The sequence below is a fragment of the Alteromonas sp. 4NH20-0056 genome (genome assembly GCF_057539655.1).
The window spans coordinates 46790-73368 of record NZ_BAAJLS010000013.1 but is presented as its reverse complement, the minus strand read 5'-3'; the positions used below and the strand labels follow the sequence as shown (position 1 = coordinate 73368).

Annotated in this window: 25 protein-coding genes; 11 read left to right on the top strand and 14 right to left on the bottom strand. The window is 45.4% G+C overall.

Going from position 1 to position 26579, the window contains the following annotated elements; all coding sequences use genetic code 11:
* The first annotated feature begins 30 nt into the window (after nt 1-30).
* Genes AC27EZ_RS17145 through AC27EZ_RS17135 form a run of 3 tightly spaced genes read left to right on the top strand, consistent with a single transcriptional unit; the run spans nt 31 to nt 1029 of the window.
* Nucleotides 31-258 carry a hypothetical protein gene (locus AC27EZ_RS17145; RefSeq protein WP_487136494.1) on the top strand — a complete coding sequence of 76 codons (228 nt, stop codon included), beginning with the start codon at nt 31-33 and terminating at the stop codon, nt 256-258.
* 30 nt (nt 259-288) lie between these two features.
* Complete coding sequence (locus AC27EZ_RS17140) at nt 289-795, top strand: GNAT family N-acetyltransferase (protein ID WP_421131822.1); 507 nt, start codon at nt 289-291, stop codon at nt 793-795.
* 18 nt (nt 796-813) lie between these two features.
* Nucleotides 814-1029, top strand: a complete 216-nt coding sequence (locus tag AC27EZ_RS17135) for a TIGR02450 family Trp-rich protein (RefSeq protein WP_487136493.1) — start codon at nt 814-816, stop codon at nt 1027-1029.
* A gap of 42 nt (nt 1030-1071) precedes the next feature.
* Here the strand turns inward: AC27EZ_RS17135 and AC27EZ_RS17130 are convergent, their stop codons facing one another.
* Nucleotides 1072-2622 (bottom strand): S10 family peptidase, encoded by a 1551-nt coding sequence (locus AC27EZ_RS17130; protein ID WP_487136492.1) that lies wholly within the window; start codon nt 2620-2622, stop codon nt 1072-1074.
* Nucleotides 2623-2785: 163 nt separating this feature from the next.
* Between AC27EZ_RS17130 and AC27EZ_RS17125 the strand changes: the two genes are divergently transcribed.
* Nucleotides 2786-4018, top strand: coding sequence for a PGAP1-like alpha/beta domain-containing protein (locus AC27EZ_RS17125; RefSeq protein WP_487136491.1), 1233 nt, complete (start codon nt 2786-2788; stop codon nt 4016-4018).
* Here AC27EZ_RS17125 and AC27EZ_RS17120 read toward each other — a convergent pair.
* The 3 genes from AC27EZ_RS17120 to AC27EZ_RS17110 all read right to left on the bottom strand — a co-directional run bounded on the left by AC27EZ_RS17120 (nt 4011) and on the right by AC27EZ_RS17110 (nt 6101).
* The gene (locus tag AC27EZ_RS17120; RefSeq protein ID WP_421131826.1) at nt 4011-4316 is read right to left on the bottom strand and encodes a YfcL family protein; all 306 of its coding nucleotides are present in this window, start codon (nt 4314-4316) and stop codon (nt 4011-4013) included. The genes AC27EZ_RS17125 and AC27EZ_RS17120 overlap by 8 nt on opposite strands.
* Before the next feature lie 106 nt (nt 4317-4422).
* Nucleotides 4423-5553, bottom strand: coding sequence for an ATP-NAD kinase family protein (locus AC27EZ_RS17115; RefSeq protein ID WP_421131827.1), 1131 nt, complete (start codon nt 5551-5553; stop codon nt 4423-4425).
* On the bottom strand, nt 5550-6101 hold the full coding sequence (locus tag AC27EZ_RS17110) for an elongation factor P hydroxylase (RefSeq protein ID WP_487136490.1): 552 nt from the start codon (nt 6099-6101) through the stop codon (nt 5550-5552). Before AC27EZ_RS17110 ends, AC27EZ_RS17115 begins: the two co-directional genes overlap by 4 nt.
* Before the next feature lie 137 nt (nt 6102-6238).
* Here AC27EZ_RS17110 and AC27EZ_RS17105 point away from each other — a divergent pair, with 137 nt between their 5' ends.
* The 3 genes from AC27EZ_RS17105 to AC27EZ_RS17095 all read left to right on the top strand — a co-directional run bounded on the left by AC27EZ_RS17105 (nt 6239) and on the right by AC27EZ_RS17095 (nt 8725).
* Nucleotides 6239-6955 carry an FFLEELY motif protein gene (locus tag AC27EZ_RS17105; RefSeq protein WP_487136489.1) on the top strand — a complete coding sequence of 239 codons (717 nt, stop codon included), beginning with the start codon at nt 6239-6241 and terminating at the stop codon, nt 6953-6955.
* Nucleotides 6956-7036: 81 nt separating this feature from the next.
* The gene (locus AC27EZ_RS17100) at nt 7037-7483 is read left to right on the top strand and encodes an acyl-CoA thioesterase (protein ID WP_487136488.1); all 447 of its coding nucleotides are present in this window, start codon (nt 7037-7039) and stop codon (nt 7481-7483) included.
* An 18-nt stretch (nt 7484-7501) separates the two neighbouring features.
* Nucleotides 7502-8725, top strand: a complete 1224-nt coding sequence (locus AC27EZ_RS17095; RefSeq protein WP_487136487.1) for a retroviral-like aspartic protease family protein — start codon at nt 7502-7504, stop codon at nt 8723-8725.
* Between the two features lie 97 nt (nt 8726-8822).
* On the opposite strand, the gene AC27EZ_RS17090 is transcribed toward AC27EZ_RS17095, so the two are convergent.
* Together AC27EZ_RS17090 and AC27EZ_RS17085 are read right to left on the bottom strand one after the other, a co-directional pair.
* The gene (locus AC27EZ_RS17090) at nt 8823-10865 is read right to left on the bottom strand and encodes an oxidoreductase (RefSeq protein WP_487136486.1); all 2043 of its coding nucleotides are present in this window, start codon (nt 10863-10865) and stop codon (nt 8823-8825) included.
* A 33-nt stretch (nt 10866-10898) separates the two neighbouring features.
* Nucleotides 10899-11738, bottom strand: a complete 840-nt coding sequence (locus AC27EZ_RS17085; protein WP_487136485.1) for a crotonase/enoyl-CoA hydratase family protein — start codon at nt 11736-11738, stop codon at nt 10899-10901.
* A 146-nt stretch (nt 11739-11884) separates the two neighbouring features.
* Here AC27EZ_RS17085 and AC27EZ_RS17080 point away from each other — a divergent pair, with 146 nt between their 5' ends.
* On the top strand, nt 11885-12493 hold the full coding sequence (locus AC27EZ_RS17080; RefSeq protein ID WP_487136484.1) for a TetR/AcrR family transcriptional regulator: 609 nt from the start codon (nt 11885-11887) through the stop codon (nt 12491-12493).
* Here the strand turns inward: AC27EZ_RS17080 and AC27EZ_RS17075 are convergent.
* A complete protein-coding gene (locus AC27EZ_RS17075; protein ID WP_487136483.1) occupies nt 12483-14114 on the bottom strand; it encodes a GMC family oxidoreductase in 1632 nt (543 codons plus the stop codon). The genes AC27EZ_RS17080 and AC27EZ_RS17075 overlap by 11 nt on opposite strands.
* A 197-nt stretch (nt 14115-14311) precedes the next feature.
* Between AC27EZ_RS17075 and AC27EZ_RS17070 the strand changes: the two genes are divergently transcribed.
* Nucleotides 14312-15028 (top strand): DUF1439 domain-containing protein, encoded by a 717-nt coding sequence (locus AC27EZ_RS17070; protein WP_487136482.1) that lies wholly within the window; start codon nt 14312-14314, stop codon nt 15026-15028.
* A gap of 70 nt (nt 15029-15098) precedes the next feature.
* On the opposite strand, the gene AC27EZ_RS17065 is transcribed toward AC27EZ_RS17070, so the two are convergent.
* From AC27EZ_RS17065 to AC27EZ_RS17055, 3 genes are read right to left on the bottom strand one after another with little or no spacing between them, the layout of a single operon-like run.
* Nucleotides 15099-16538, bottom strand: coding sequence for a wax ester/triacylglycerol synthase domain-containing protein (locus tag AC27EZ_RS17065; protein WP_487136481.1), 1440 nt, complete (start codon nt 16536-16538; stop codon nt 15099-15101).
* A 12-nt stretch (nt 16539-16550) separates the two neighbouring features.
* Nucleotides 16551-17216, bottom strand: a complete 666-nt coding sequence (locus tag AC27EZ_RS17060; RefSeq protein WP_487136480.1) for a TetR/AcrR family transcriptional regulator — start codon at nt 17214-17216, stop codon at nt 16551-16553.
* A 1-nt stretch (nt 17217) separates the two neighbouring features.
* Nucleotides 17218-18426, bottom strand: coding sequence for a DUF445 domain-containing protein (locus AC27EZ_RS17055; protein ID WP_487136479.1), 1209 nt, complete (start codon nt 18424-18426; stop codon nt 17218-17220).
* Nucleotides 18427-18675: 249 nt separating this feature from the next.
* Between AC27EZ_RS17055 and AC27EZ_RS17050 the strand changes: the two genes are divergently transcribed.
* Together AC27EZ_RS17050 and AC27EZ_RS17045 are read left to right on the top strand one after the other, a co-directional pair.
* Nucleotides 18676-20127, top strand: a complete 1452-nt coding sequence (locus tag AC27EZ_RS17050) for a DUF3336 domain-containing protein (protein ID WP_487136478.1) — start codon at nt 18676-18678, stop codon at nt 20125-20127.
* 60 nt (nt 20128-20187) lie between these two features.
* Nucleotides 20188-21627, top strand: coding sequence for a hypothetical protein (locus AC27EZ_RS17045; RefSeq protein WP_487136477.1), 1440 nt, complete (start codon nt 20188-20190; stop codon nt 21625-21627).
* A 51-nt stretch (nt 21628-21678) separates the two neighbouring features.
* On the opposite strand, the gene AC27EZ_RS17040 is transcribed toward AC27EZ_RS17045, so the two are convergent.
* The 4 genes from AC27EZ_RS17040 to fadR form a co-directional block, all read right to left on the bottom strand.
* Entirely contained in the window at nt 21679-22380 is a 702-nt protein-coding gene (locus AC27EZ_RS17040) for a hypothetical protein (protein WP_487136476.1), read from the bottom strand.
* A 92-nt stretch (nt 22381-22472) separates the two neighbouring features.
* On the bottom strand, nt 22473-22835 hold the full coding sequence (locus tag AC27EZ_RS17035; RefSeq protein ID WP_487136475.1) for a phasin-related domain-containing protein: 363 nt from the start codon (nt 22833-22835) through the stop codon (nt 22473-22475).
* A gap of 147 nt (nt 22836-22982) precedes the next feature.
* A complete protein-coding gene (locus AC27EZ_RS17030) occupies nt 22983-25169 on the bottom strand; it encodes a S9 family peptidase (RefSeq protein ID WP_487136474.1) in 2187 nt (728 codons plus the stop codon).
* A 221-nt stretch (nt 25170-25390) separates the two neighbouring features.
* Entirely contained in the window at nt 25391-26101 is a 711-nt protein-coding gene (gene fadR / locus AC27EZ_RS17025) for a fatty acid metabolism transcriptional regulator FadR (RefSeq protein ID WP_487136473.1), read from the bottom strand.
* Between the last annotated feature and the right edge of the window lie 478 nt (nt 26102-26579).

Sequence of the window (26579 nt, the reverse complement as noted above, 5' to 3'; positions counted from 1 at the left end):
TAGGATAGAAAGCACAGGAAAACGCGTGTAATGCTGTTAAATATACTAGGGGCAGTCATTGGAATGATACTAGGCGCTATTGCTGCGTTTTTCGTATTATTTGCTGGCACCTATTTGGTTTCGCTGTTTATTGAAGATCAAACCGCGTTGGGATGGGTGTGGGTGCTGTATATTTTATGCGTTCCAGCGGGCGCTCTGGCCGGCCTACCATTGGGCTACGAGTATATTGGTAACGCATTACATCGTTTAAAAGCGTAATTAAGGTGATAACATATATTCCGAGGTTTGATGCAAATTAGTGAAACAACAAAAAGCGACTTTCACGCATTTTGGCCCGTATTTAAAGACATTGTTGAAGCCCAAGAAACCTACGCTATCGACCCCCTTATCGATGAAGAAGCGGCATATCAGTTATGGTGCCTTTCCCCCCATAAATCGTTTGTTGTAAAAGAAGAGGGTGTCGTACTTGGTACCTACTATTTAAAAGCTAATGCGTCGGGGCCTAGTGCACACATTGCTAACTGTGGCTACATGGTTAGCCCCGCTAGTCGCGGAAAAGGCCTTGCAAGAACCCTATGCCTGCACTCTCAGCGCACCGCGTTGGCTTTAGGTTATACCGCCATGCAGTTTAATTCTGTGGTAAGCACTAATCAGGTTGCCATAAACTTATGGAAAAAACTGGGGTACAGCATTATCGGCACTATTCCTAACGCGTATCATCATAAACAACAGGGGTTGGTAGACGCATTTATCATGCATAAAATGTTGTCGCCGATAGATGATGCAGACAGCTAGCCCTTATGTAGAGGCAATATGAATCAAATAAACCCCGCTAAATTACGCAACAGCAAATGGACAGCCGTTACACCGCTGAAACGCGAAAAGCATTTTCTGGTGTCAGACGTTGAGTATGATGAAGAAAACGTAGTGATAGCCTGTACGTTAGAGGCGGTGTTGTCTAAAAACACCTACCCGATAGACTGGGCCGAGCTTAAAAACGAACAAAAGTGGCTGCAAGGCTGGAAATAGAAAAATAGTGCGCCACGGCAGTGACGCACTACACATAATACACTAGCGAGATAACTGCGACGTAATAAACGCTCGGGTATCTTTTAATAACGCCTTTCTTGCCGGTTCATGCACATACATCATGTGCCCGCCGTGATAATAAAAGTACTGAATGTCGTCGCGGGCAATGCCGTGTCGGTTTAACGTATATTCAGCATCGAAAAACGGGGTTACCAAATCATAATACCCCGACGCCACCATCACTTTCATACTCGGGTTGCTACGCAGTACAGAAGCCAAATCTGGCGCAGTATTCACATAGTGAGGCTCCCAGGTACTGCCCTTCGGCCGTGGGCTCCAATGCCACTTACCCGATAACTCGGGGTCGGAAGGGTTTAAGTATTTACGCTGCCAGTCTATCTTTAAATCGTGTTGCATAAACTGCATTAGTGCCGCTTTATACGCTGGCGATATTGCACCAGCCGCGTCGGCACGAGGGCTATCTGCTACATCATCTCGTTCATCTTTGGTGTAGCGGCTATCTAACCGGCCAACAGCCACGCCCTCTTCACGCATAAGCTCTTTAGCGAAACGAAACGCGTTAATACGCAAATTTACTCGCTCGATATACGTTTTGCTTAACCCTGTAAAGCGCTGTAGCTGGGTAACAAGCTCTTCGCGTTTCGCATTACTTATCAAGTTTCCCTGAAACAACGCAGGCAGTAATTGTTGTGTGGCAAACTCACGGCTTTGCTGAATGAATGCCTCGAAGTCGCCCGAATTATCTACCTTTCCATGATACCAAGCGGTGGCTGCCATGGTAGGAATATAGGTGATGTAAGAAATGATATTGTCGTCGACATACGGTGTAGAGCCTTGATAATCGAGCGCTTGAGACACGAATACAATACCGTTTACATTAATGAGGTGGTCGTCTAATAACACTTTCGCTACCGCTGCAGCACGGGTAGTACCAAAGCTTTCCCCCAGTAAGAACAGGGGCGAATTCCAACGCTTGTTATCGGTTAGCCATTGGGCAATAAACGCGGCCATGGCGTTTGCATCTTCGGTGAGCCCCCAAAAATCTTCTTTATTGCCCTTGCCTATTGCACGAGAAAAGCCTGTACCGACTGGGTCAACAAACACCATGTCGGTAACATCTAGTATGCTTTCAGGCGCGTCTTTCATGGTGTATGGCGCAGCGCCGGGGTGACTCGCATCGCTAGGTACAACAATACGCTTAGGCCCATAAGCGCCCATATGCAGCCACGTCGAAGACGAGCCTGGACCGCCATTCCAAATAAAGGTTACCGGCCGAGCAGGCTTGTTCGCAGACGACTTTTGCTGTGCAACGTAGTCGAACGAGAATATAGCGGCCGTGGGGTCACCGCTGGTGTCACGCACATAGGTTTCGCCCGCATTCGCGGTGTATTTAACCGTAACACCATTAAATACCCCTTTATGCTGCGTGTTAAAATGTGTGGCATCGGGCACGCTTGCAGCAGCAGACTCGTCATCTGAAGGCGCGTCTGCTGCGTTTTGCGCATACGCGACATTAGCGCTAAGTGTAAAATAAAGGGCAAGAAAAAAAATCTGGGGTATGCGTATTTTCACTACGTTTTCCTATAGATGGTGTGGTAGTAGCGTAGCATAAATAAAAAATACAAAACCATAGACTTAGCGCAACACTGTGCACTTTTTAAACATTAATGCCGCCGATGCTACGCTATTACTGTTATGATGGTGTATATAGCCTTAACACCAAGAGTAGTATTACGTGCCTGATAGTAACGTAGATAAAACGCATGAACGTAACGCCTCGTCGGGTGCTAAGGAAGTAAACCAACTGATTGTCGACGCCGTACTTCAGCTTACTAACGTTATTGAAACCATGCATAGCCGCATTAGCCCGTTGTCTTGGGTTACGCCCTCTCACCAAGAGGGACGAACGGCGGGTATTACCGGTATGGTGTATAACAATATAAGGCGTATCACCGAAATGGTGGGAAAGCGAAGTCATGTACCGCTTAACATACTTGCTAACACCTTAAACCAACGTACCGACTCTGCAAGTCACGGCGCACTGCTTTCAGCGCTTAATGGGGTGATTGGCGATCACTTACACACAAACCAAAGCCCCCTCGCCATACCTATGAGCTTTAGGCAACGTGGTGAAGGCGTTGACATGCGTGCATTGGTAAACGAGATTGCTGAAAGTAATGGTAAGGTCGTTATCATGGTTCATGGTTTGTGCATGAACGACAGGCAATGGGAACAAGATGCACATGATCATGGCCACCATATTGCCAAAGACTTAGGCCATACCACCGTTTACTTGCACTACAACACAGGCAGGCATATTTTTGAAAATGGCCAGCAATTTAGTGAATTACTGAATCAACTAGTAACGCAATTTGCGTTATTGAAAAGTACACATACTCTAGACATGTCTATTGTGGCGCATAGCATGGGAGGGCTAGTTACACGAAGTGCTCACCATCACAGTGCGATGCACAATGCCCATTGGCCGCAACATTTACAAAAGATTATTTTTCTCGGTACGCCTCATCACGGCGCCCCATTAGAGCAAGCAGGCAACTGGGTAGATTTGTTCTTGGGCATGCACCATTTTACTGCCCCGCTTGCACGCATAACCCAAATCCGAAGCGCAGGTATCGCTGACCTTAGGCATGGCTATATTGCGCATAGCGACACCCATTCGCCACGTCGCTTTGATTACCCTGCTGATCAGCGCGACGCCATTCCACTACCACGTGATGTTGAGTGCTTTGCTATTGCGACTACTTCGTCTGACAAACCGAATATGGTAAACGAACAGCTTATTGGTGATGGTCTTGTCCCCTTACGTAGTGCGCTTGGTCAACATGACTCGCCGTTACATTCGCTTCAATTTAAACCTGAAAACCAGTGGGTTGGCCAAAATATAGGCCACGTGGCATTACTGGGTAACAAAACCGTTTATAACGTAATACACAACTGGCTTAAATAAGCGCGCTACTGGCCAGTAAACGCTCCCAAAGCTGTGTTACTCGCGCGGCATCACTGTTGTCTAATTCATTGTTTTCAAATGCACGGCCTAAGCTGTCACGCATTTTTTCGTTAAGCATTGCCAACGACCCATCGCTTTGCATTTCAACTTGCCGTGCTTCTACCGCAAAGTGCCCTTGCAAATAACTGGCAATAAACAGTTCGTCATCGCTACCGTGGTTCACTACATCGTCAAGTGCAGCCTCTATTCTTGCCATTTCATCTACCACTAATTGTGGTGCCGCAGCAGGTGGTAACACGTAAATCTCCTTAACGGGTTGCTGTTAGTAATATCGACCTCATTATCAATTCAAGGTCTTTTCTCAGTGATAAGTAATGTGCGGGGTATAGTAATGTGTAGTGACGCTACAACGCGTTGTACAACACTTTATCTTTATACCCGGTGATAATGGTAAAGGCGCCGGCAAGGGCGGTATCTAATTCAGCATCGCCCGAGTCTAAACGAAGCGGCTTTCCATTAAGCGCCTGTACTTTTTGTTTCGTCGCCACTACTCGCAGGTTTTCTTTACCTACTTGGCGGATGAACGCGGGGCTTAATTGCTGGTTGCCTCTTCCAAGAATATGCCCTTGACCACCAATAACGGTAAGCACAACTTCGGTCGGCTTATTTTGTGTTAATGCAAGCAGCTGTGGCGCTGTGACGTCAGACGCCACTAGCTCACCGCCTTTCACCACATCTACGCCCAGTAACGTATTATCAAGGCCCAGATATTCCATCACCGCGCCTACGGTCGACCCCGACCCCATTACAAAATAGGTGTCTGGCGCGTCGTCCATGATCTCACTGACGTACGCCGCGATATCGTCAAGCACAAGTGCTTCGTCTTCTTTACCGCCCATTTTTACGGCTTGCACGTAAGACAGTTCGGCAGGCACGCGCATTTCGCCATAATGCTTGGCAATGACTTTACCGCCACGAAAGGCGTCTTCGTCTATATCTCGAACTTCGGCGTCCATTTCACTGACGAGCTCACCTAAGATCATTTGACTTACTACCTGCCCCGCCGCAGCAGGTGATACACAATAAACACCCGAGTGAATCTTGCATCCGGCAGGCACGCCCAATACCGGTACGCTGCTGCCAACCACATTACAAATATTACGCGCCGTTCCATCGCCACCAGCAAACAATAGTAAATCGACATTGTGTTCAACCATTGCGCGAGCAGCACGTTCTGAATCTTCACCTTCAGTTTGCATATCGGCGGGCGTATAAACCAGGTCGTATGGAAGCCCGAGTGAAGCGCAAACACTCTCGCCCATCTCGCCCGCAGCGGTCACAATCTTAAACGGCGTGTTAAGCGCATCAAGAATGCTCAGGGCTTTTGCCATTTTCTCATTGGCTTTCTTTTCAGCCCCCATGGCTAATGCTTTTTCTCTTACTTCACTGCCATCACTGCCTTTTAAGGCAAGCGCGCCACCGATCCCCGCAAACGGGTTAACAATGACACCAAGCGTAAAAATAGGCTTTTTCATGCGGCGTCGACTCCTGTTTGTGTGGGTGAAAACGTCGCCGTTAAGGCAGCGATAAAGCGCTGTGCTCGTGGCGGAAACCCCTGTTGTCGATAAGCATTCAGTTGTGCTTCTACGTTTTTAGTGAAGCCTTCTCTGTCTGGCTGTGCCCCGTTTAAATTGTCGGTGCTTACTTGAAACTTACGCCCAGCCGCTTCTGTAAACGCCCATTCAATTGCTTGAGGTTTAATTTCTACGCTTTCAAACTTGGCCTGTTGTTTCGCGTCGCGCCCGTCGGGGCAGTACCAATAGCCATAGTCTTCTTGTAAGCGGCGCGCGTCTCCCGCTATGCACCAATGCGCAATTTCATGCAGCGCACTTGAAAAAAATCCATGCGCAAATACAACTTGATGATAATGACATGTTTCACTGGCGGGTAAGTACACAGGTTCATCGTTGCCTAATACCAACTTGGTATTAAAATCGGCAAACGATTGATTAAAAAGTGCTATTAGTGTGGGTACATCAGCATCACATTCAGATTGTGGGTTGATTGTGCTTGGTGAAATCATACTGCTCGCTACGATTAGACTTTAATTAATGGTGTACGCATAGTTGGCGTGATTATATCAGCAAAACCTGCCCTTCTCACTTGAAAGGTGGCGCGGCATCGGTCAATCTAGGTTTACAGATTGCGGAGGGATAAAGCTTGTCTCAAAACATTATCAAACATATACATAGAGTGAATGCGCTTAAAGACCTTGCGACCAAGCTTGGTATTATGCCCGTAATTCATGCACTACAAACGTGGCAATGTGACCGGCTATTGGTGTCTCACGACGATTTAGCACAACAAAAACGCTATCAAAAAGCCATGGCATTTTTTGTTGAAGAGTTATACGGCCCAAAGGATTTTAGTCAGCGAGATGCCGATCTTGCCCGCGTTATTCCTAAGCTGGCAAAGGTTTTACCCGAGAAAGCCATGAGCGCCATGAATGACGCTTTATCGCTTAATGCGTTGTCGTTCGAGCTAGACATGGAAATGGCGCAATATTTAACACAGCGCTACCCTGGGCTTCCTATCGACAGGCACAGTTATGCTCAAGCCTACCGTTACGTGAGAAGGGAGCGCGATCGACAGCATCAAATCGCCATCATCTCCCACTTAGGTGACCAACTGGCAGACGTGATAAAGATACGAGGCATTGGCATGCTCATCTCTATTTCAAGGCGGCCGGCAAAAGTGGCTGGCGTATTAGCCTTACATGAGTTTTTGGCAAGAGGCTTTGATGCATTCAAAGCAATTGGCGACGTGCAAAGTTTTATTCAACCGGTTTTGCAACGGGAAACACAAATGATGATGGCCTTATTAAGCGACACCTTAGTATTGCCCGAAGACAATCCGTTACCCGAAGTACATCAATAACGCGTACCTTAATAAAACGTACCGCAATAGACAGGCGTTAACCAAACCTATTTTCACGCAGTAATTTAAGAAGGCGCAGGTGTGAACACGACAACGTTACCTTGGTTCTTTAAGAACCCCTTTGCACAAGAATGGACGATAGACGAAACGCATATCGACCACTACCAACATGTTAACAATGTGGCGTATTTAGCGCAGGTAGAGCATCTCGCCTGGGCACATTCAAATCAGCTGGGGTTGCAGTTTAGTGATTATAAAGCGTTAAACCGTGGCATGGTAATAAAGCGTCACGAGCTGAATTATCATCTGCCTACCCATTTAGGGGATGCGCTTCAATGTGCAACATGGATAATTGCGTGCGACAGCAAACTTACGCTAACGCGAAAATTCCAGTTTATTTGCCCTAAAAAAGGCAAAACTGTGTTTGATGCACAAACCACATTTGTGTGTGTGAGTCTTGATACTGGCGCCCCAAAACGCATGCCGCCGTTGTTTCAAGAAATATACGGGAGTGCGTGTGTTGAGTGATCTTTCAGCCGAGCGCGCGTGCGTATTAACATTAACAACGCGGATAAAAACTTAATGAAAACTGGGGTTATTTGGGCATTACTGGTAGCGCTTATTGCCTCGCTGGCGGCTAACCTTTATCTATTGAATAGATTGAGTGACGTGCCCCCACAGCGTTTGTCGACACCTGACACAGTCGGTAACCACATGGATGATGACCCGTCTGCAATGGCGAGTAATCACCACAACGGGACGTTTGATTATACTAACAGCGCCGTTAACAACGTTGTGGCTACGAAAAATGAAGATGAGACGCGCAACCAAACGAACACTTTTTTACCGTATGATGAACTGGTAACGCTGCTAAATGCTCAAGAATTTGAACGCGTGCGCTATCAATTAGCGTTGCAGTTACAATCCAATCCGCTTGATGAGCGATTACTGCTGTTAGAAGCAAAGCTGATTGCCCTTACCAAACCGCTTCATATTGCCATTATTCACTATTATGACATGCTAGATTTACCGCTTAGTGCCGCTGCATTAGCCTCGATACAAGAGCACATCGACGCTCGCTATGAGAATGCGCAACAGCAGCTTCAAAAGAACAGGCAGTGGATGCTTATGGCCACGTTAAACGAACCGTTGTTTCAACGTATCACGAATGAAAAACGCTATATTCTGAATTTGGCGAGAGCCTATGCCCACATGAAAAACATAACGTTAATGGAAGACACACTGGCCAGCCTTCCTTTTGATGATGCCGACGCCGCGCGTATTCGCGCCCTGTCTCTTCAAGCCTCTAATAACGATAATACATCAACCGACGAGCTATTCGACAACGAGGCACAACCGCTAGACGGTAATGTCACCCGCGTACCGCTGATAAAACAAGGCGACCAATATCGCGTTAAGGTTCGGGCACTTAATCAGCGCGCTGAAATGATTGTTGATACCGGTGCCACCACAACGGCTATTACTACAGGATTTTTTGCGCGCTTAAGCGGGTATAGACGCCTTATCTTTATTGGTAATTTCACGGTGAACACCGCCTCTGGAGCGATAGAAGCGCCAATGGTGCAAATACCAAAATTCTATTTTGCAGGTTACGAGTTTACTAACCTGTCGGCTTTGGTACTGCCCCCTGACGTGCTTGGTGAAAGTGACGGGCTATTGGGCATGAATATACTGAGGGAGTTCGACTTCTCGTTGCGTGCGCAGGCTGAAGAGCTGCTGCTAAAGCATAAAACCCCAACGGCCAAGTAACGGCGTAACCAGTTTGTAACGCCAATAAAAAAGGCGATTGAATTTACGTCAATCGCCTTTTGTTTACCTACGCATTGGTGCGTGTGCTACTTCGCTTTTACACCGTCGCACACACGCGTGTACCTTGGTCGATAGCACGCTTAGCATCAAGCTCTAGCGCTTCATCGGCTCCACCAATAAGGTGATATGGCATATTAAGGCCTTCAACAATGTCACGCATCGGCTCTTGGCCGGCACAAATGATAATATTATCGACAGGTAACACTTGCTGCTTATCATCAACAGTAATATGCAACCCTTCATCATCGATTTTATCATAGGTAACGCCTGCAATCATCGTCACGCCTTTGGCGATTAAGCCTGCACGATGCGCCCAGCCGGTTGTTTTACCTAAGCCAGCACCTACTTTCGATGTTTTACGTTGCAGTAAGAAAATCTCTCGAGGAGATTTATCGGGTTGCGGCGTCATACCTTCGGTTCCAGAACGGGCTTGTAACGTCATATCAATGCCCCACTCTTTCATAAAGGCTGGAATATCTTGGCTAGGCGTCTCTTTACCGTGAGATAAGAATTCTGCCGTATCAAACCCGATACCACCGGCACCAATAATGGCAACACGATTACCCACCGGCTTTTTGTCTCTTAACACGTCTATGTACGAAAGCACCTTGCTGTGTTCAACGCCATCGATGGCAGGTGTACGCGGCTTAATACCGGTAGCAACCATGACTTCATCGAACCCTTCAGCGTTAAGCATATCAGCGCTAACACGGGTATTTAGCTTAAGCGTAATGTTGTCGTGAAGTTCTATTTGGCGAGAGAAGTAGCGAAGTGTTTCATAGAACTCTTCTTTACCAGGAATTTGCTTGGCAATGTTGAACTGGCCACCAATTTCACTCGCTGAGTCATAAATAACCACGTCGTGCCCGCGCTGTGCAGACGTGACAGCCGATGCCAATCCTGCGGGCCCTGCCCCAACAACGGCAACGCGTTTTTTGGTTTCAGCAGGTACAATGTTTACTTCGGTTTCATGGCATGCGCGTGGGTTTACCAAGCAGCTAGTTAGCTTGCCGTTAAATACGTGATCAAGACATGCTTGGTTACATCCAATACACGTGTTTATCTCGTCGGCTTTGTTTTGCTGCGCTTTGCGAACAAAGTCGGCATCGGCCAAAAACGGGCGCGCCATAGAGATCATATCGGCATCACCGCGGGCTAATACGTCTTCTGCTACTTCAGGTGTGTTAATACGGTTAGACGTAATAACCGGAATAGACAGGGCTTCACGGAATTTAGCGGTCACCCACGTAAATGCGGCGCGCGGTACTTTTGTGGAAATAGTAGGAATACGCGCTTCATGCCAACCAATACCGGTGTTGATAATAGTAGCGCCTGCTTTTTCAATTTCTTTACCCAGTTGAACGACCTCGTCGTAATTCGACCCGCCTTCAACCAAGTCCAACATGGACAAGCGATAAATGATAATGAAGTGTTTACCCACCGCTTCGCGCACTCTGCGTACGACTTCGATAGGAAGGCGAATACGATTTTCATACTCACCGCCCCACTCATCATCACGATGGTTGGTGCGCTTCGCAATAAACTGGTTAAGGAAATACCCTTCCGAGCCCATAATCTCAACGCCGTCATAGCCTGCGCGCTGCGCTTGGGTTGCTGCGGTAATGAAATCTTGAATTTGCTTTTCGATTTCATCCGCTTCGAGTGCTTTAGGCTTAAACGGGTTGATGGGCGCTTGCACTGCCGATGGCGCAACCAGTTTTGGACCATAAGCATAGCGGCCTGTATGCAAAATTTGCATACAAATTTTACCGCCTGCAATGTGCACCGCGTCGGTCACTTCTTTGTGGTTATTCACCGCTTCGTCTGTGTCTAAACGGAATGTAGACGGGTGTGTTGCGCCTTCTTCATTGGGCCCAATACCACCGGTAACAATAAGACCTACACCGCCGCGAGCACGCTCGGCATAGAAGGCGGCCATACGCTTATGGCCGTTAGGTAGCTCTTCTAGGCCAGTATGCATAGAGCCCATCAACACGCGGTTTTTTAACTGCGTGAACCCTAAATCGAGAGGGCGAAATAAGTGTGGGTATACGGGATGATCAGTAACGGTCTGGTTCATGATAAATCCTTGAAAAATGCCTGTTGATGTTAATTATGATTTCATTTCTTTTATCGCGCCAAGTAACGGCGGATAGTCGGGAAGTGTTTTTGTTTTTTGTGCTTCCATCGCTTTGAAGACATCTTCCATTTGGAACATGCCGGCCTGCCAGGTAGCCATATAATTTAAGCTGTCTTCAACCGTATGCTCGATAGCGTAATTAATCATAGTCTTTGTGCCCGATACCGCCATCGGCGAATTGGCAGCAATTTGGTGAGCGATTTTGTTTACGCCGTCTAGCATGGCATCGCGGTCGGAAAACACGTTGTTCACAAAACCGTACTCTTTCGCTTCTTGTGCGCCAAAGTTACGCCCGGTATACGCTAACTCTTTTACTACACCAATGGGGATGAGTTTAGGCAAACGCTGCAATGTACCCACATCGGCGGTCATGCCCAGCTGTGTTTCTTTAATGGTAAAAAACGCATCTTCTGTACAATACCGCATGTCGCAGGCACTTAATAAATCTACCGCACCACCGATTGCACCACCTTGCACTGCGCCAATTACTGGCATTCTTGCTTCTTCTATTGCCGTAAAGCTATCTTGAAGCAGCTTGACCATCCTGCGCATGCGCTCAGCGCGACGTGCAGGATCGCCTTTGAAATCTTCTTTCATATTAAGAAAAACAGACAAGTCCATACCCGCAGAAAAGTGCTTACCAGTTGATGTGATCACAATTACGCGTGCACTTCCTTCATCGTCAATTGCTCGGATAGCAGCCGGAAACTCAGTCCAAAATGCGGGTATCATGCTGTTCATTGCGTCAGGACGGTTGAGAGTTATATAGGCAATATGCCCTTTTTGTTCAACTTCTAATGTAGCGTACTTCATGGTTTGCGCTGCCTCCATGGTGAGTTTCTATTAACAAATTTGCAAACTAGACAGCGTCAAGATAAAAGGCTATGTTGACAGTGTCAAGATAAAACGATATCTATTCACCTTGTTGAAGTAATTAATGTGGAAATTCTTACACTAGCATGACAAACACAGCGCAAAACTATCACCATGGCGATTTACGCTCAGCCCTTATTGAGGCTGCGACGAAGCGGTTGTCTTGTCATGGCGTAGACAGTTTGAGTTTGCGAAAGCTTGCAGAAGATGCGGGGGTTTCTCGTACCGCACCTTACCACCACTTTAAAGATAAAAGTGCGCTGCTTAGTGCGATTGCAGCAAAAGGGTTTAGTGATTGGCATTCCACCGCAAAACGTATTTTTGAACAAAACGAAAAAACGCCACAGGCGCGATTTAGGGAATTCGTACATGAATACGTTGGTTATGCCGCCAAAAACCCCGAAATGTACGAACTTATGTTTGGTCGTACTATATGGCAAAACAATGCAGCAACGCATGATTTAAAAGAGGTGGCGTACCCAAGCTTTCAATTTCAAGTAACCATGACACGCTATTGGCAACAAGGAGGCTTGCTGCCCGAAAACCAAGATGCGCTTCGCTTGGCCCAGGTCACGTGGGGAACCCTTCATGGTATAGCACGGTTACTAATTGATGGTATTTATGCCGACAGCAGCCACATTGATGAAATGTGTGACTGTGCCGCTGACTTATTTATGCAGGCTGCTATAAAGTAACCGGCGCTCCCTCATGCTCGGCACGAATAAAGTCCGCTGCACGCTCAGCAATCATTATCGTAGGTGCGTTTGTATTTCCGCCAATTAGGCTTGGCATTACCGAGGCATCAACCACTCTTAGCCCTTCTATACCACGCACTTTAAGCTGATTGCTCACCACCGCCATAGGGTCATCATCGCTCCCCATTTTGCAGGTACCGATGGGATGATAAATGGTTTCGCTGCGCTCTTTTAAAAACTCGATAATAGCATCATCGTCTTGAGCGTCTTCACCGGGGTAAAGTTCGCTGCCACCAAACGGTTCAAACGAGGGCGCTGCCAGCAACTTACGCGCTATTTTTACGGCCTCAACCATCACTTTAATATCGTCTTCATGCGTTAGATATTTAGGGTCGATGAGCGCGTGATCTTGTGGGTGATTGCTTTGAAGCTTTATTGTTCCTCGACTCTTGGGGTACAAGCAACATACGTGTAGACCATAACCATAGCCAAACGCCAGTTGACGTCCATGATCGTTCAAAATTGCAGGTAAGAAATGAAACTGAATATCAGGCCCCTGCGTGGCTAATGATGAGCGAACAAACCCGCCCGCTTCAGCAATATTTGATGAAAAAATACCGTCTCGCTTAAACAAGTATTCGAACGACGCTTTAATGTAAGACGGCAGGGCACCGGCAGCAACGGCATACCCTTCTCTTGCTTTACACGTGTATTGTACAATAGCGTCAAGGTGGTCTTGCAGGTTACGACCTACGCCCGGCAGGTCTTGCTGCACGTAAATACCTTTTTCTTCCAGTTCGTCGCGAGGGCCAATACCCGACAACATCAGTAACTGTGGTGAGTTAATGGCGCCGCCGCACAATATGACTTCACTGTTAGCGAAGTAGCGCGCCACTTTTCCTTTTTCACGCACTTGCACACCTATGGCGCGTTTGTCTTTCAACAACACTTTTTCAGCCATGATTTTGGTCATTACGGTAAGGTTTGTTCTATGCTTAGCCTGCGTTAAATACCCTTTCGCAGTGGAACAACGTTGACCATTAATTTGCGTAACGTGGTAGTAACCAATACCCTCGCGTTGATCACGATTGAAGTCGTCAATTTGACCATAGTCGGCGTGAGAGCCGGCACTTACAAAAGCTTCAGACAATACCGAGGTATGCTTTAATTTTGCAACATTAAGCGGCCCGCCAGTACCATGATACTCGTCGGCTCCTTCTTCAAAGTTCTCAGAACGTTTGAAATAAGGCAGTACGCTGTCAAACCCCCAGCCTTCTGCCCCTTCGGTTACCCAGCGGTCGTAATCTTCTTTTTGCCCACGGATATAACACATTGCATTAACGGAGCTGCTGCCCCCTAGTGTTTTACCTCGTGGCCAAAATAACTCGCGCTCATACATGGCCTTTTGCGGTGCGGTATGATACCCCCACCCTACTGATTCAAAGCGGCTAAGCAGCGATAAACCGAACGGTATATGAATGAGGGGGTTAGTGTCTTTGCCACCCGCTTCAAGCAGTAATACGCGCAGCGCAGGGTTTTCTGACAGCCTTGTTGCCAACACAGCGCCTGCTGAGCCACCACCAACAATGATGTAATCATAAGTTCTGTCTGAATCATTCATGTTCTGCTCCACGCGGCCATTTACGCCATTAGAATTCTGGGTTAGTGTTACTTAACAAAGCCTGCGCTATTGTTAACAAAATGTTGTGGTACGACCAGATTACCAAACTCTTCCTATTCATTGGAAGCGCTATATAAGAAATAAGGTTATTCTTTCGTTTACTACGTTCTTTTTTCGGTTTTTAAAAGCACAAATTAATGTCTCTAGCGTTCAAATCGCAATGCAAGTACTGGATAGCCTCGCTTATGGTTAAGCTGGGGAAATTAACCCATGACGACTTTACCATTGAAGAACTAAACGCCCTTATTCAACCTGCATTGCCAACCAACGTCCACCTAGACATTCCTATTGGAACTGCTACCGTCACGGTTGAGTCTGGTAACGTCTCGTTATGTGAAGAAACAAACCGTATATTTTTTCAGGCGTTTACTTCAATGCAGGTCGCGGTCGCCAATAACGTGATTTATCGAGCTCACGTAGTGGTTACATTAAGCGCCACACCTAAGTATGACGTCGACGAGAAATGCGTTTCTCTTACCCGTAGCGCCGTTGAAAGCATTCACCTTGTGAACGACGATTATGCCTTAATTAAAGACACCCGTTTTCTGCTTTCTAAGCTGGTACCCGGCAGGCTAGACAGTATTATTGGTCAATCACTTAAAACGGCATTATCGCTTGTCACGGCGGGCACATCAGACACGGCAGCAAATTATCTATCACTGTATTTATCAGGCTCTACCCACGCAATTTTGAACTATCATAAACCGCAAATCACACAGGCTATTTTACGAGAAATCGATAAACTTCCGCTTTTTCATACCATGAGAGATGACATGTGGCGAGAAGCGTTATTTGCGCGCTATGGTAAACACGTCGGCGTTGCTGAAAACCGTTTACGTTTCTACTTGGTGTAGTGCTGTTGTACTGAGCATTTAAACGGCCCAATGCCCCCTCGTTTTACCGAAGCGAACACCTTGTTATTGGCTATGGCTCAGTAATAATAGAAACCGGTACCACTTCTTCATGTTCGCCTAAGTCATCAATATTCAAGCTAGGGTTATCAACACTTGCTTCAAGCATATCAAACGCTTCTGCACAATAGTTTGCCAACGTGTGCAGTGAGTCGATGTTTTTATTACAGCACACCATACCTATGTTTGCCTTACCAGCATACGTCATTAACGTAATATTCACGCCGCCCCCAGGAGTCATGGTTGAGATGGGATAACACCCTAGTAGCTTGCTGTCTTTTAAGTATCGAACATCCTTGGGGCCGGGCAAATTACTGACCAAAATATTAGCAATAGGTTTCACGAAGCTTGAAAGGTGCAGTTTCTCAAAAACCAATGCAAGGGATTGAATGACGATGGTGTAACCACTAAACGCCGCAGGACGAGCATGCTGCGCTGCAAACTTTACGATACGATGGTTAACCACAATTTGCCGTAAGCGCAGGTATGGGTCGCGCTCAGCATGGGCCAACTGTACGGGGACAATAGCAATTTTATTGCCCGTTGTTTTTTCTCCAGGCTTGCGCAAATTTATTGGCATGTTCGTGTAAAGCGCTTTGTTAAACACTTGGCCGTTGTCCTGCAATAACTTGTGCACTCCAATATCAAACGCACATAACAACACTTCGTTAGCGGTTGAGCGCGTGCGCCTAGCCAACGCTTTAACCCGGTTGAAGTCTAAGTCTAGCGTCGCTACAGCACGCCCTGCTTTTACTTGGCCGGTTAACAGTGTTTTTGTACCGGTAAACGGTACAGGCATGTAGTGAGAATTCACGCGAACAATTTTTAAAAATAAGCGTACAAAAATCACCAACATATCAACGACTGCGCGCAGGGCATACGCAACGCCCGCAAGGCGTTTGTAGAAACTGATTGGATCACGAGACTTCTTACGTAAACGCTTAGTAGCCCATATCGGCGTAAATTTTTTATCATTTGGGGCTGATACGTAACACGATTGAAACCATCGCACTAATGTTGCGCCATCACCGTACATATGGTGCACGCGGGCATAAATGGCGTAGCTCTTATTTTTGCCGTCGTAAATGAAATGAAATTGCCACAAAGGCTTGTCAGGGTCTAATCGTGTTTCATGTAATTTAGCGACGAAATTATCAAGGACCACACGGTCGGTCACGTCGTCAATTTTGTGAAGCTGCGTGTGATAATCCATATTCAGCGTTTTCACAGGCCGAAACCCTGTGGGGTAACCCATAAAGGTTTTTATTGAGCAATTAAACGGCGAGGTGCCTCGAGAAAACCCTCTTATCTCTTGAAATAATGCAGGTACATACTCGCTGCAATCTGCATTATCGGGTAGTTCAAGTAATTGAAGTGTGGCAACGTGCTTAGGGTTGTCATCTGACTCCGTTATCCAGAACGATTTATCGAGGAACGTGAGTGTTTTGCTCATAGTTTCGCCTTGTTATTCAAGCTTGAATGCAGGTGTGGCCTGTGCTTTATTTGCAAAAGTGTGCGTGTTAAGCGCCACTTTTATTGCGTCGAGCTCTTTATTACTGACCCTTAAGCGCGGCAACAAGCTCACCATCATTAGCGACAGCGCATGATAACGCTGAGCCGTTTCATCCATATGGCTATTCAGCTCGTCAAACTGACAAGACTGAGTAAGAATAAGTGAAATTAAATCGACTAATAACGTTCTATCTGCGTCGCTACCTTCAAGCAGTTTTTTGTCGTGAAGCTGGCCGATTAACATTGAAAGCTGGCTATTTAATTTCGATAAGATCGCTTTTCGTTTTTTCACGATAGCGGGGTATTTCTCTGCTAAATCTGCAGGGCTTCGGTAGAAAAACCGAAACACATGTAAGCTATCGATAAGAAGATACAAGTAGTACATAATATCTTCCGCGTGTAACGCTTCTAACTTATCTGACACTAACACGCGTTGCATATGCTCCTCGTGCATGTGCATCAGTGCCACCACCATGCTTTCTTTACCTTTGAAATGGTAATACAGGTTCCCCGGGCTAATATCTAACTCAAGCGCAATATCCACACTGGTTACTGTGTTCTCGCCGTGGCGATTAAACAAGGCTAATGCAGTCAGTAAGATACGTTGCGCTGTTTTCATGTTAGACAAACACCAAGTAGAGCTGGGCAATACCGGCTAACATGCCAAGTACAGCGCCGGTTAGAATAAGCTTCCATTCGTCTTGTTGATACGCTGGACGAAGTACACCCTCAAATTCCTCTGGCGTAAGCTCTTGCATACGCTCACTTAAATCATGACCTATCTGTAGCGCACCATTTGCATAATCGAACGCATAAAGCAGATACTTATCTGAGTTATCAAAAATTTGTTTTACCGCTAGCGCTTTCATTTTTAGATAATTTTCTGACCCCACCCCTAGCGCAAAATAAGGTTGCGCAATTGCTACATAGCGCTCGATAGCGTCGTTAACATGCAGTTCAATTAACTCTAAAAGCTGCGCAGAGCCCGAACCATGTAAAATGATATGCGTGATGTTCTTTGGCGTAATGAGCTTTTCTTCAATGATAGACGCATACACCTCTGACACTTCTTTTTGCCGCTTTAAGAACATGCCTTGAACCGTAATTGGCCCCAGCTTTTTCGGGTGTTTGGGCTCAAAAATTATTTTAATCGCAATCCAATTGGTTAAATACCCTACTAGCAACCCGCCAAGGGGAAGGATCCACCACGCTTGGTAAAAATACCAAAACAACATGGTGGGCAACCCAAATAGAAAGCCAAAATACAGGCCTGAGCGCACAATAAATGGGAACTCTTTACTTCCCGCGGTGAGAAAAATTTCATTAATGAGTTCGGGCGCATTTACCAGTTGCTCAACAACCAGTTCTTTTATATCGAGAATTTCGGAGACGTTATATTGAAAGTCATCAACCATCTTATGAACAACATTGGGAATGTCATTTTCAATTCGTTGATACACTAAATTTTTGCCTTGAACAGGAAGTGCGGCCCAAATTTGCGGCGCCGATTCTGCCATGACGTCGTTAACCACTTTACGTAACACCTGCTTTAAACGGCGTTCGATAGCATTAGTTAGCTCGTCAGGGTCAAGACGACCGGCAAGTTCTTCTACGCTTAATAGCTTGCCAAGCACTAGCTCTACTTCAATTTCTGCCATTTCCCTGCGTTTAGCAGGAATAAGGCCTTGCCACCCAAAAAATGGCTTCACCCCAATAAACTCAATAGGATAAAACATCATTTTTACCGCGAGAAAGTTGGTTAACCAGCCAACGATTGCGCTAATCAATGGTATTGAAAGCAAACTTAATGTTTCTAAATTCCATTCCATACAGCGAGTATCTTGCCTTATTTATTATTATCATAGTCAGGCTACTGAGTGTGTAGTAAATGGTCAATTCTTAATTTGCCTATTCCGTCGATTTTCGTTGCATCAAATCAATAAAAAGCACGAAAACGGTGACATCTTCGTGCATTCTATTACTCATCATTTATACGATTCACTGATATCATGACTTAGGTAGTGAATTCTAAAATTAACCATTACACTAGTTTTATTAGGAAAAATGGGTACAAAATTATGGCTGTTTTTGATTTCCGACTAAGAAAACTAGAACAAGATATTGAACATGCAGACAATTACGACGCGTTTAAAGAAGCAAGCCTTGAACACGACGTTATTTCTGGTGCACAAGAATGGAAAGAAAATGATGCCTCTGACGATTATGACTACAAACTAATTAGAAAGCGTGTGCAACGCCTTCAAATAGCGCGCGGTAACGCTGATATTCATGCGCTGATGTCCATTCTGCACGAAGGGCTGCACGGTAACTTAGGAAACATTGCCAACCCTGTCATGCGCAGCGAATGCAAAGTGGGAACAAAAGTACTCATTGAGCAATTTATCAATGAAGTAAAATTGGCCCTTGATCAAATATACGAAAGTGATGAAGTAGACGTAGATTTTTACGAAAAGCTGTCATTTTTTGAAGAAACCGCGCACGCATTTGGACGCAGTTGCCTAATGTTGTCAGGCGGTGCGGGCCTCGGCTTCTTTCACTGTGGCGTAGTGAAATCGCTTAACGAAAGACGCGTGTTACCTACGGTTGTGTCTGGTGCAAGTGCTGGCTCAATTATTGCCGCCATGCTGGGCACGCGCACACATGACGAGCTTACCGAGTCGCTAAGCGCAGAATTTATTTACGAAACCTTTAAGCATTGGCGACAATTTAAAGGCTTGGGTAAAAACAGTTTATTTGACAGCTCGGTGCTTGAAAACGCGCTGATTGAGTTGTTCGACCTGACTACCTTTGAAGAAGCGTTTAAAAAAACAGGCAGACATATCACCATTACGGTTTCACCTGCTGATTTACATCAACACTCTCGTCTGCTGAATGCGAAGACATCACCCAATGCTATTATTACGCAGGCTGTTAGAGCCTCTTGCGCGGTGCCCGTAGTGTTTAGCCCAGTACAATTAAAGGCGAAGAATCAAGCGGGAGAGGTCGTACCGTATATTCCAAACAGACGGTTTGCCGACGGCTCGTTAATGGCTGACTTACCCTATGAACGACTCGCTAGGCTATACGGCGTTAACCACAGTATTGTGAGCCAAACCAACCCCGTTGCCGTGCCTTTTATATCCGCGAACAGGATCGACCCGCGATCGATTTGGGATATGTCGGCTCGTCATATTGGCCAGCTTGCTAAAAGTAACAGTATTTTCGCTATCGACTTAGTGGAACGATTAGTCGCAAATAAAAGTGCTAAGCTTGCGATCCATAAAGTTCGGTCTATTATCGATCAGCAATATGTGGGAAACATTAATATTCTTCCAAAGCGCCAGTTGAGTAACTTATCGCATGTGTTAGCGAACCCAACAATAGAAAGCATTAACGCGTTAATCGATAGTGGAGAGAAAGCGACGTGGCCGCAGCTCGATGTTATTGAAAGAAATACCAAAATTAGTGAAACTTTGCGGTATTATCTTGCCCAATTGAAAAAACGCGAAGCGCTAGAGCTAGGTCATTAAGTCGAGTTCTAGCCACCTGCCAGAAAGCACAGGCGCAGTAAATGATGGTGAAGGACAATAGTGAGTTTACAACAAAACAGCCCTGATAGTATTTATACTCAGCAAGTAAAAAAACTTATCGATCTCGTCTATCCTCAAGAGTCAGGTTACGGCTCGGTATTTGAAGACGCTCGGCATTATTTTGGTATTACGCCTGAATTAGAAAAACACGCAAAAGCCATTCAAAGCGACATAGACAAGATAAAAGACGCGCCGGAAAAAGCAGACGTAGTAGCGCAACTTCAAAAAAAACTAAAAGGCGTAAAGAAGAAACTAGACGAGGAGCGCCTAGAACGTTTGGCACGCGTTAATGATATCTGTAATAAATTGGTCGCCCTAAGTGAAGGGGACTCCTGGCTTGAAACACAACAGCAAAGCGCTAAGTTCTTAGGTACGCTGATGCTTCTCACCCGTGGTCCTGAGGGAAAGTTCGAGCTTCATCACCAACGCCTCAAGCCTCTTTACAAAGCCGTACTTGCGCTTCGATTAATTGATAAACTGCTGAATCATGAAACCATTGCACACCCTTATCTATCTAAGTATCGCGAGGCCAAATCGCGCTTTAGCGGGAATCGGTATTGGCAACAAAAATGGCGACTAGAACTGGCTACACCTGTGATAAAGGCGGCGTTGCTTCAAGATGTGGGGCTGCAAAGTCCCGATGCGATAACCATACTGCGCGGCGAAAATAACGAGTTAAGTGAATTTAGGTTGCTTGAAGAAACGCAGCGTAAGGAGTTACTTAAATTAAATTATTACCATACCATGAAGTATTTATCCGACGGTCTGGGCACACAGGCTTATATCGGTAATAGCAAAGAAGAACGCGCGCGCTTCGTTGCTACCCAAAATGACGCTCAAGCCTTTCTTATCAACACGGTTAAAGACGCATTTATATCAAAAACAGGGTTGGGCGAGATAATTAAGATCCCACAAATTTATGTGTCGATTATCCTTTCAACCAAATCGGACTACACGCGAAAAGAACTTCCAAAAGGCTATTTGCTCATTGAGCAACTGTCGAAGAAGGGCGTGCTAAACAAGCAACTTGCTGAAGATTTCATTAATATCGTGGGCTACTTTCCACAGGGTTTTGGCGTAACGTACATTCCTGTTAATGAAAACGGTCAAGAAAAAGACCAATTTGAATGTGGTATTGTGGTTGGGCTTAACCCTGAACACCCAGCAGAGCCCACCATAAAGGTCGTAACCCGAAATCAGCAGTATATTAATCACGGGCATCATGAAGTGGTTGCCAAGAGCCTGAACCTTTATTTTCCTGCTAATAGAAAGAAGCTAATGCGTGTAGGTAAAGACCGTTTACGCGAAATAATGAGTCAGCTTTCTAGTAACTTTACACCCGATGCCGTAGATGACCTTGTTCCCAGCTTCTGGGAACCTTACGACTTTTTTGCGTTCAAGAAACATCAAAATTTGTGGGCAAAAACAGGTAGCCAGTAACAAAAATGCCCACATCATGTGGGCATCTTTTTAACGTAAACGTTAACGAGATTACTGCGATGTTTTCGTTGACCCTGTAGATGTCGACGATGCCGCAGGCGCTGACGCATTGGTCGCTGTACTAGCTGGCTTAGTACTAGCAGGCTTAGCACTCGTTGCTTTTTCACCGGCTTTTTTTGCTGGCGCACGACGCTTTCTGGTCGTGGTCGTTTTCGCCTTACTTGACGACGCCGCTTGCGTTTTTTTAGCCGTTTCTGCTTTCGCCTCTACTGCCGCCTTTGCTGGCGCAGTGCTTGCTTTGCTATCAGCTGCTGCTTTGGCCGCAGGCTTAGCACGTGTAGCACGAGGTTTCTGTTCAGCCGCCGCTTTTTTGGCTGATGCTTGCGCAGACTTTTGCGCTGCTTCTTTTGCCGCTAGCAGTGCTACCTGCTCGATGAGCAAATCGACTTTGTTTGATAATGCGGTTAACTGCTGCTCTTTCTGTGCTTTGTTTTTGCCACCAGACAATAACGAAAAAAGAGGCATAGATGAAACAAACCCTTGGACTGATGAAAAAAGGTTTCCCGTGGGTAAAGCTTGTTTCAATTCTTTCTCAACCTGAACACCCTTTTCCTGCATAGACAACATGATTTCATGTGTATCATCAAGCCTGTCACTTACGGTTTGGGCAACGGATTCAAGCTGTGCGGTGAGTAGATCCGAACCCGCAGTAAGCCAACCGAAAATGGGCGATGACTTGTACTTAGTAGACATAAAGCCTCCTTGTGAAGCGGTGGATAGGAGCGAGGCTATAAGTACAGCCTCGCTTTACACGTGTTTTCTTTGAGCCGAAAATGTGTAAGGTTTTAGCCCTTGTTAGCAGCTAATTTAGCAACCGCTTCTGTAAGCGCGTCGATTTTTGCAGATAGCTCTTCGATACGCTGATCTTGTGGCTCTGCATCAAGGCCAAGCTTCTTACGTACATCAGCAACACGGTTTTCAACATCATTGGTGGTTGATTTGAATTTGCTGCGTGCGTCGTCTTCAAGGGTTTCACCCTTTACCACTAGCTCGTCAAACATTTTTGTTGCTTCTTCACTTAGCTTCTCATAACGGCCTTGCGCTTCTTCTACGCTTTTACCGTATGCACCTAAACCTGCTAACCAGATTTTACGCGCCATGTCTTCCGCTTCGTTTAATTTACCTTTGATTGTATCTGTAGTAGTCATGTTCAGCTCCTAATATGGTTTCATTGCGGTGTGACTATTTACACCTTGAAATAGACTATATAGAGCACAATTAGAAACCGCATACTAAAAACGAAAAAAAGCGATATTTTTTCAAATATCGCTTTTTTTCTTCGTTTTCTACATTGATTACATTGCGACACCAGCTAGGTGTAGCACAAACGCGTATTCGAGTGCCGTTGACTCAAAGCGTTTAAACCGCCCAGATGCACCGCCATGACCTGCTTCCATATTGGTTTCAAACAACAGTAAGTTATCGTCCGTTTTCATATCGCGAAGTTTTGCTACCCATTTCATCGGCTCAAAATACTGCACTTGTGAATCATGAAGCCCGGTGGTAACTAACATATGCGGATAATCTTGCGCGCTTACCTGGTCGTAAGGTGAATACGACAGCATGTAATCAAACTCGTCTTTATTGGCAGGATTTCCCCACTCGGTGTACTCACCGGTGGTCAGCGGAATAGACGCATCGCTCATCGTCGTTACAACATCAACAAACGGCACGTGTGCACTTACACCTTTGTATTTTTCAGGTGCCATGTTGACAATTGCGCCCATTAACAAGCCACCTGCACTGCCTCCCATCGCAAAGACGTTGTCTTTATCAGCATACTTTGCATCAACCAGCCCTGTAGTGACATCAATAAAATCAGTAAATGTGTTCACTTTATTGTGCATTTTGCCATCTTCATACCAGTCACGGCCTAACATTTGACCACCACGGATATGCGCAATGGCTACTACAAAACCGCGGTCAAGCAATGAAATCCAGCTACTTCTGAATGTTGGCTCTATCGTACTACCGTAAGACCCGTAAGCATATTGATAGAGCGGGTTCGTGCCGTCTTTTTTAAACATCGCTTTATTGTAGACCAACGATACTGGCACTTTTTCACCATCGCGGGCATTTATCATAACGCGTTCAGATGCATAGGTGTCTGAAGCAAAGCTATCCGACACCTTCGTTTGTTTTTTCACCGTCGATTCGAGCGTATTAAGGTTTACATCAATAATCGAAGCTGGCGTGGTCAACGAACTGTAATAAATCCGCACCGTATCGGTATCTATTTGTGTATTCGACGTAAAGTATGCGCCGTAGATAGGGTCCGTGGTTGGAATATCTTTGCGTTCGTTAGTGGTTAAATTTACTACGCTTAAGCGAGGTACAGCATTTTGTTTTTCTTTAATAACAAGGTGATCGTTCATTACGGTGATGTCTTGAATGTAAACATCTGGGTTATGTGGAACAACCTCTTCCCACGTCGAGACATCATCAGTAGAAGACGCAGGCGCTTTCATCACACGAAAGTTCTTGGCATCTATATTGGTAAGCACGTAATAATGCGCTCCCAATTTCGCTATGTCATATTCCTGTCCATCTTTAATAGATAAGAATAGCTTAGTAGGTGCCGTGGGCTTATTGGCATCTATTAAAGTAACACCTGTTTTATCCGTGTGGTTATGATTGATATAAATGACGTCGTTGTCTTTGCTTTTACTTAATGAGGTATAGAAGGTAGCGTCGGTTTCTTCATACACCAGCACGTCATCTGACTGAGGTTTGCCCAATTCATGGCGATATACTTGATATCCCAACAACGTTTGCGGGTCTTTTTTTACATAAAAGAAGTGTTTATTGTCATTTGCCCACACCACGCTACCAGACGTCTCTTCTAGTACATCATTCAGTAGTGTTCCGGTTGTTAGGTCTTTAACAAGAATGGTATACATTCTTCGGCTAACGGTATCTTGAGAGTAGGCCAGCAGTTTATTATTTTCGCTTACGTCATAATCACCTACATTAAAGTAATCATGCCCTTTTGCGAGCTCATTAAGATTCAATAAAACCTCATCGGCACCATCAAGCGTTAGCTTTCGAAGGTAAACGGGGTATTCGTTGTCGCCAGAGTACTCTCTATAATACCAATAGCCATTGGAAAACGCGGGGACTGTGGTGTCGTCTTTTTCAATACGTGATACCAATTCATCAAATAGTGCTTCGCGCACTGGCTTCAGTGGTGCCATTACATGGTCGACATAACTGTTTTCTGCTTCAAGATGCGCAAGCACAGCCTCATCGGTACGGCTATCGTCGCGCATCCAATAATAGTCATCGGTACGCGTGATATCGTGGGCATCTAATGCATGGGGCACTTTTTTTGCCACTGGAGCAGGTTTATCAAGGTTTAACATTATCACTTCTTTCGATGTTGTTGCATTAGGCGCTGTGGAATCAAGCGACGAGGGGCTGTTGTTATTATCGCAACCAGCAAGCAATGTGCTTGTTGCTAGTGCTATCCAAAAATATTTCATTCTTTACCCTTGTAGAAAGTTGCGACGTGAAGCACGAGATACGATAACCTGGCTCGAGACGATGTTGAGACATAAACCAACGCTCTAAGATAGGGATATAGCGGCAATAAATGAAGAGTGTAAATTGTTACAAAGCATGTTTTCTTCATATTTAAGGGTGTTAAATGAAAAACGCCCCTAAGAAGGAGCGTTTTGCACATCGAATCGGTTTATCGACACAATCAGTCTACGATGTCTTTAGGCATGCTCTCACGAACGTCTTGCCACACCTTACCACTCTCGATACCGTAATTTCTTACCACCACAGGCACATCTTGGTACTTACCCTGCTCTGCCACTTCAAGAAGCTTAGCGTAATACTGCTTAGCAATATCTCGCGCTTGTTGATGGGAGAAAAAGAAACCACCTATTCTAGAATACAGGCCTCTAAAACCATTCATCATCAGCACGAATACATTGTTGTTCGAAGCTAATGCCAAATCGTGTGTCATTTGGTAGTCGAACTGTGCGAACGCTAGCCCGTCTTCTTCAACCGTTTTATAGCGAGCAATAATGTCAGCGGATTCTTTCGGGTTATTTCTGATTGCACCACGAATAAATACTGCACTTAAGTTAGTACGAGCCGCCAATAGATTATCGACTAATTCTGGAATGCCATCTTGGTCAAGCCTAGCTAGCGTTTCTAAAATATTGAGGCCACACGATTCCCAAAAGTTATTCACTTTTGTTGGCTTTCCATGCTGGATAGTTAACCAACCGTCACGCGCAAGACGCTGAAGCACTTCTCGTAAAGTTGTTCGAGTAACACCAATAAGCTCAGATAGCTCTCTTTCCGCAGGCAAAATTGTGCCTGGAGGAAAACGACCGCTCCATATCGATTCCACAATATATTCTTCGGCGAACCCAGCTGGGCTCTGCGCCTTGTAAATCATAAATAATCGCCTGCACGTACTAACATTTTCATAACTGATTGTACCAGATGCTTATTTATTAGCACAACGAAATATAACAAGTCTTCGACCGGTATTAACATTTTTATAAACTTTGCTGAGGATTTTTTCATATTCAGTTGCAAGTTCAGTGCAAATTAAGGTCCTGAAAAGCGCGAAACGCCTTTTTACGCTTAAAAAATAGACACTTATTATCTTTTATCGACATTGTTCTTCTTAACTGACTTCATAATCGGAATTTCCGAGTAACTTTCGCTTCTTAAGGTCTGTGATTTGCTTTCTCAAGGTTGTAATATCGTGTACGCTTAAATCCCGACTATAATGACAACAACAAAGTGTCGTAATATCGATAACTTGCCAGTTTTGCTATCGATAAAACGCTTAACCAACAACCAGACAGTAAACATAACGTCTTCTGTTAAAAATTTACTTCGGAAGGCTATTGTTGTAAAAGGAACAG